Origin of the sequence: Kineococcus indalonis (genome assembly GCF_009906395.1) — a bacterium.
In the GTDB taxonomy this organism is placed as follows: Bacteria; Actinomycetota; Actinomycetes; order Actinomycetales; family Kineococcaceae; genus Kineococcus; species Kineococcus indalonis.
This window is the reverse complement of record NZ_JAAALM010000239.1, coordinates 1-5946: the sequence shown is the minus strand read 5'-3', so window position 1 is coordinate 5946 and position 5946 is coordinate 1. Positions and strand designations below refer to the sequence as shown.

Here is a 5946-nt window from a genome sequence, read left to right as displayed (position 1 = left end):
ACCGCCCCGCCGACCTGGACCTCACCGGCAGCGGCGGGCGGTGGCGGCGCCTGCTGGTGCTGGCCACCACCGGCGGCGGCCCCTTCGACGACACCGGCACCGTGGAGTTCGAGGCCCACGCCCGCGACGGCGGGCGCCGCGACGTGCAGCGCGAGGTGTCCGCCTTCCGCCGCGAGGGCGGCCGCTGGCTGTACGCGGGCCCGGCGACCCCCGCCCGCTGACCCTCCCCGCCGCCCCGCGGGGGCGCCGCGCAGGGCGTGTCGCGGGGTTGACCTCGCTGACGCTGGGTAAGAGCGTGGAACAGGATCGTCGATCTGGTCGAGGAGGACACGTCCGTGAAGCTGGACTGGCTCAAGCCCGTCGCCACCGACCCCGGTCCCCACGTGAGCGTCTACGTGGACGTCTCGCGCACGCGGGAGAAGGGCGCGCACGAGATGGAGGTGCGCTGGAAGGACGCCCGCGAGGCGCTCGCCGGGCAGGGCGCTCCCGAGCCGGCCCTGGAGGCCCTGGACGGCGTCGCCACCACCCCCAGCGAGGTCGGCGGTCCGGTCGGCCGCGCCCTCATCGCCTCCGCGAACGGCATCGAGATCGACGTGCTGCTGCCCGACCCGCCCGCGCAGGACGAGGCCGTGGCCGGCCCGGTGGCGCACCTGATGCCGCTGGTGCGCTCGCTGGCCGACGACGTGCGCTACGTCCTGGTCGAGCTGGACCGCGCCGGCGCCGACATCACGGTGACCAGCTCCGACGCCCCCCGCGGCAGCGAGGAGGTCCGCGAGGTCACCGCCGGGCACGACCTGCTGCACAAGATCCCCGGCGGCGGCTGGGCGCACCTGCGCTACCAGCACGCCGTGCAGGACTCCTGGGACCACAACGCCGCCGCGGTCGCCGACGAGCTGCACACGATCGTGCGCCAGCAGCACCCCGAGGTGGTGCTGCTGACCGGCGACGTCAAGGCCGCCGCCTCGCTGCGCAGCAAGGCCGCCAAGCAGGTGCTGGAGCTGCTCGTGGACGTGCCCGGCGGCAGCCGGCACGCCGGGGTGCACGAGGAGTCCTTCAACGCGGCCGTCGCCGAGGCGCTGGAGGAGGTGCGCCGCCGCCGCCGCGACGCCGTCGTCGACGAGTTCGAGCAGGAGGCCGGCCGGGGCGGGCGGGCCGTCAAGGGCCTGGCGCCCGTGGTGGACGCCCTGCGCCGCGGGCAGGTGCGCACCGTCCTGCTGCGCGACGACCCCGAGCCGGGCGAGGAATCCGAGATGCTGTGGGTGGGGGCCGGCCCGCTGGAGATCGGCACCACCGCCGAGGAGGTGCGCGCCCTGGGCGGCGACGGCGAGCCGATCCACGTGCGCGCCGACGCCGCGATCGTGCGGGCGCTGGCCGCCTCCGACGCCGAGATCGAGCTCGTCGCCGAGCGCCCCGACCTGGTGCAGGGCATCGGCGCCGTGCTGCGCTACGCGGACGCCTCCACCCCGGCCTGACCCGGCCCGACCCGGCCCGACCCGGGCCCGGACCCGCGTGAGCCGCCCGCTCGGCGGCGCCGGGGGCGCCGGGACCCCGCGGGGTCCCGGCGCCCCGAGCCGTCCAGGCGCACGTCCAGGTCGAGCCCGAGCGGGGTGACCACGCGCTCCAGGGGCACGACCTTGAAGCCGGTGCCGACGCGCTCGTCGTCGCCCTCGCCGGTGTCCTCGCCGTCGCGGGTGACGAGCACCCCGTGCGGGAACGCCGCGCCCAGCGGCCGGAGGGCAGGTCGTGCACGGCGAAGGCGCTGTCGCCCTGGCTGGAGGCGAACAGGTACCCGCGCCCGGAGGCGTCGCGGGCGATGGCCAGCCCCTCCGCGTCCGCGCTCGGGCGCGTGCCGCCCTCGCCGGGGTCGGCGCCAGCCGCCAGACCCGGAGAACCGCGTGGGCAGGCCCTGCCGGGTGACCTGCCGGTACCCGACGGTGCCGCCCGGGCCGGCGGTCAGCTCCAGCACCGCGAACTCCGTGGTGCGCCGGCGGGTCTCGGCGCCGGCGACCACCGCCGCCCAGCGGGGTGCTGCGGGCTGGGCCGCAGCCCGCTGGACGACCGCTGGACGACCCCGCGGCGCGCACGGGTGGCGGCGCGGGGGCCGTCCGTGGTGAACTGGGTCCGGCGGCCCGGGGGGCTTCGAGTGTTGGGGAAGAACGCCCGCGGACCTCCCGGGTCGCCGCCTCTCAGCTCGCCGGTGTCACTCCCCGGTCGGCGTCACCCCGAACATCAGCGTGCGGCGCTCCACGTCGTAGTGGACGTCCTTGGTGTTCACCAGCAGGTCCTGCAGGGCGTCGGCGTCCTCGGGGGAGATGGTGAGGACCTCCTCCCACGCACCCTGGTCGAGCACCAGCTGCAGCGTGTAGGCGCCGCTCTGGCCGGGCTCGCCGGCCACCCAGGAGAACTGGTAGTGGGTGAGCTGGCGGACCTTGATGGTGTTGTCGTTGACGGGCTGCGGCAGCGAGGTCACGTCTCGTCCCTCCGGTCGTCGGTGCGGTCGCGCGGCGCGACGGCGCCGCACTCGTGCGCTACCCGTCCCACCGCCCGCGAAACCCGCCGGGGCGCTCAGGCGCCGGTGCCGTAGGCGGCGGCGTAGTCGTCAGCCGCGCGCAGCACCGCGGCGGCCGGCCAGGGCCGCAGCCCGGTGGCCACCAGCTCGGCGAGCACCGCGTCGTCGCCGGCGCCGCCGCGGCGGGCCTCCCACGCCCGCTGCGCCGCGCGCGCCAGCTCCACGCGCTCGCCGGCGGCCGCGCCGTGCCGGTCGAGCACGATGCCGGCGACCCAGTCGGCGTCGAAGACGCCCGCGGGGGGAGCGAACACGCGCTCGCCCTCCACGTAGCGGCCGCTGCCGCCCCAGTGCCGCGCGCCGTCGCGCCGCCCGTCCTCGCCGACCACGCGCCGAGGGTAGCCGGGCGGGGGAGGGGCCGCCCGGCCACCGGTCCAGCGGTCCGGGCTCCCGGACCGGGGCGGGTCAGTACCCGCGGTTCTGGCGCGCCAGCTGCGAGAGCACGCTGCGCTCGAGGACCTCCGCGGCGCCCTCGTCGAGCTCGACGAAGCGCACGACGGCCTCGTGGGTCTCGTCGTCGACGCGCACGACCTCGCCGCGGGCGTGGACCTCCAGGCCGTGGTCCAGCTCCAGCGCGACGTCGACCTCGCTGTGCTCGGCGGGCAGGTCCTCGGCCTCCAGGCGCAGGCCGGTGCGCGAGAGGTCGACGGTGCGCGCGTCGGCCACGCCCTCGGGGGTGGTCAGGTGCACCGGCAGCGAGGCGGGCACGCGCACGGCGGCGCGGCGCGTCTCGGAGGCCAGCAGCATCACGCCGGTCAGGGCGAGCTCGTCGGCGCGGTGCGCCTGGGCGACGGCCTGGAAGACCGCGTGCGGCACGACGGCACCGGGCGCGCCGGCCTCGGTGCTGACCCACACGCGCTGGCCGTCCAGCGCCTCCACGGTGCCGGGGTCGGCGCTGACGTGGCTCGTGACGACGAGCCCGGCCGCGCCGGCGGTCCAGGACCGCACGGTGCCGGTGTGCACGCGGTGCACGTCCTCGGTGGTGCTGGTCGTGGGCATGAGCGTCACGGTCGTGTCGACCGCGGGTCCCTCGGTCATGAGCAGACCGCCCTGGGCGCCGTTCATCCGTCCCCCCTGCATCAGCTTTTAGTCACTGCCGGTATACGCTACGTCACGAGCCGGGGTGCTTCCACCCGATCGGGCTCATTCGCCCGGACGGCTCAGCGCCACCGCCCGCGCCCGCGCGCCCTGGTTCGACCGCGCACCCCCGCCCGCCGTACGGTCGACGGCGTGCTGATGCGCCCGCGGACCCCGCGCGCGGCCGCCGACCCCGCGCTGGCCGCCTACCTCAACGAGCAGCTCGCCCGCTCCGGCGCGCTGCTGGACCAGCTGCGCCGCGCCTCGCGCGACCCCGACCTGGCCGGCGAGCGCGCCGTGCTCGCCGACCTGCGCCGGCAGGTGGGCGCCGACCGCGCCACCGTGCGCTCCGCCGTGCGCCAGCTCGGCGTGCCCACCGACTGGGCCGTCCTCGGCGTCAGCTGGGCCGCCGCGCGCGCCGTGCGGCTGCTGCCCCTGCTGCACCGCCTGCCCGTCCTGGACCGGCTGCCCACCCCGCCCTCCACCCGCCAGGACGCCGTGCAGGCCCTGCTGGAGCTGGAGGACCTGCTCGCCGGGCTGCACCGCCGGCAGGTCTCCGCCCGCGTCCTCGTCGACGTCGTGGAGACCGCGGTGGCCGCCGCCGCCGGGCCCGGCGGGGAGTGGGTGCGCGCCGTGCGCGCCCTGCCCGAGCGCGCCGAGCGCCAGCTGCGCGCCGCCGAGGACCTGCACCGCCGCCGCGCCGCGGCGCTGCTGCCGCGCCCCGGCGCCCCCGTCGGCAACCCCCGGGCCAGCGCCGGGGGTGGCGCCGGGGGTGGCGCCGGGGTCAGCGACCCGGGCGCAGCTGGCGGTGCACCACCAGCGCCGCCAGCGCCGTGAGCACCGCACCGGCGACGGCGGTGGTGTCCAGGCCGTGCGCGAACGCCTCCCTGGCCGAGGCCAGCAGCTGCTCGCCGGCCGCCGCCGGCAGCTGCCCGGCCACCTCCAGCGCGCCGCCGAGCGTCTCGGTGGCCGCCGCCGCACGCCCGGCGTCGGTGCCCGCGGGCACCGCCACGCCCGAGGAGTACACGGCCGTCAGCACGCTGCCCAGCACCGTGGTGCCCAGCACCGCGCCCACCTCGTAGGCCGTCTCCGAGATCGCCGAGGCCGCGCCGGCGCGGTCCGCGGGCGCCGAGGCCAGGATCGCGTCGTTGGTGAGGGTCTCCGCCAGCCCGGCGCCCGCGGAGAGCACCACGAACGCCACCGCCAGCTGCACCGCGCTGCCCAGCACGCGCCCGGGCGCGGCCGGCCCCAGGGTGGCCGCCACCGCGTAGCCGGCGGTGCCCAGCAGCAGGCCCGTGGCGATCAGCACGTCCAGGCGCGCCCGGCGGGCCAGCCGCGCGGCCAGCAGGCCCGCGCACACCGAGACCGCCGCGCCCGGCAGCAGCAGCAGCCCCGCGCGCACCGGGCTCAGGCCCAGCACGAGCTGCAGGTACTGCGAGACGGCGAAGAGCATCCCCGTCATGCCGCAGATGCTCATGAGGTTGGCCAGCACCGCCGTGCGGAAGACCGGCAGCCGGAACAGGCCCACGTCCAGCAGCGGCTCGGGCAGGCGCACCTGCCGGCGCACGAACACCACGCCCAGCGCGGCGCCCGCCGCGACGCAGGCCAGCGGCAGCGCGCCGGGGCCGTGGTCGGCGAACGCCTTGACGCCGTACACCACCGCGACCATCGCCGCGGTCGCCAGCGCCGCGCTGGCCGGGTCCAGCCGCCCCGGCGCGCTCGAGCGCGACTCGCGCACCAGCAGCGGCAGCAGCACGAGCACCAGCGCCACCACCGGCACGTTGACCAGGAAGACCGAGCCCCACCAGAACCGCTCCAGCAGCACCCCGCCCACCACCGGGCCCAGCGCCGCGCCGCCGGCGAAGGCGCCGGCCCACACGGCGAACGCGGTGCGCCGCTGCTCGCGGTCGGGGAAGGTGCTGCGCAGCAGCGCCAGCGTGGAGGGCATCAGGGTGGCGCCGAAGACGCCCAGCGCGACGCGGGCGGCGATGAGCGCGCCCGCCGAGGGCGCGAACGCCGCCAGCGCGGAGACGACGCCGAAGCCGGCGGCGCCGAGCAGCAGCAGCCGGCGGCGGCCGGAGCGGTCGCCCAGGGCGCCCATCGTCACCAGCAGCCCGGCGATGGCCAGGGAGTAGCCGTCGACGATCCACAGCAGCTCGGTGCCGGTGGGCGCCAGCGCGGTGCTCAGGTGCGGCACGGCGAAGCTGAGCACGGTGGTGTCCACGGAGATCATCAGCACCGGCAGCATCAGCACGGCCAGCGCCGCCCACTGGCGGGCGCCGGCGCGGGGTGCGGGGCGGGCG

The 5946-nt window shown here is 78.0% G+C and carries 8 protein-coding genes and 1 pseudogene; 3 read left to right on the top strand and 6 right to left on the bottom strand.

Annotation, left to right across the window (positions count from 1 at the left end):
* Together GTR00_RS12465 and GTR00_RS12460 are read left to right on the top strand one after the other, a co-directional pair.
* Positions 1 to 221, top strand: a 221-nt coding sequence (locus GTR00_RS12465) for a YchJ family metal-binding protein (protein ID WP_276610171.1), incomplete at its 5' end; no start/stop codon positions are given.
* A 114-nt stretch (positions 222 to 335) separates the two neighbouring features.
* Entirely contained in the window at positions 336 to 1472 is a 1137-nt protein-coding gene (locus GTR00_RS12460; protein ID WP_166611939.1) for a baeRF2 domain-containing protein, read from the top strand.
* Here the strand turns inward: GTR00_RS12460 and GTR00_RS12455 are convergent.
* From GTR00_RS12455 to GTR00_RS12435, 5 genes and pseudogenes are all read right to left on the bottom strand, one after another.
* Positions 1445 to 1702 carry a hypothetical protein gene (locus tag GTR00_RS12455; RefSeq protein WP_166611938.1) on the bottom strand — a complete coding sequence of 86 codons (258 nt, stop codon included), beginning with the start codon at positions 1700 to 1702 and terminating at the stop codon, positions 1445 to 1447. The genes GTR00_RS12460 and GTR00_RS12455 overlap by 28 nt on opposite strands.
* A gap of 50 nt (positions 1703 to 1752) precedes the next feature.
* A pseudogene (locus tag GTR00_RS26380) lies at positions 1753 to 1881 on the bottom strand (phytase); the annotation flags it as partial.
* Positions 1882 to 2200: 319 nt separating this feature from the next.
* On the bottom strand, positions 2201 to 2470 hold the full coding sequence (locus tag GTR00_RS12445) for a hypothetical protein (protein ID WP_166611937.1): 270 nt from the start codon (positions 2468 to 2470) through the stop codon (positions 2201 to 2203).
* A gap of 95 nt (positions 2471 to 2565) precedes the next feature.
* Complete coding sequence (locus GTR00_RS12440) at positions 2566 to 2895, bottom strand: hypothetical protein (protein ID WP_166611936.1); 330 nt, start codon at positions 2893 to 2895, stop codon at positions 2566 to 2568.
* Positions 2896 to 2971: 76 nt separating this feature from the next.
* A complete protein-coding gene (locus GTR00_RS12435) occupies positions 2972 to 3631 on the bottom strand; it encodes a PilZ domain-containing protein (protein WP_166611935.1) in 660 nt (219 codons plus the stop codon).
* Between the two features lie 165 nt (positions 3632 to 3796).
* Here GTR00_RS12435 and GTR00_RS12430 point away from each other — a divergent pair, with 165 nt between their 5' ends.
* Positions 3797 to 4480 carry a hypothetical protein gene (locus GTR00_RS12430; RefSeq protein WP_166611934.1) on the top strand — a complete coding sequence of 228 codons (684 nt, stop codon included), beginning with the start codon at positions 3797 to 3799 and terminating at the stop codon, positions 4478 to 4480.
* Here GTR00_RS12430 and GTR00_RS12425 read toward each other — a convergent pair.
* Positions 4428 to 5946, bottom strand: a 1519-nt coding sequence (locus tag GTR00_RS12425; RefSeq protein WP_166611933.1) for an MFS transporter, incomplete at its 5' end; no start/stop codon positions are given. The genes GTR00_RS12430 and GTR00_RS12425 overlap by 53 nt on opposite strands.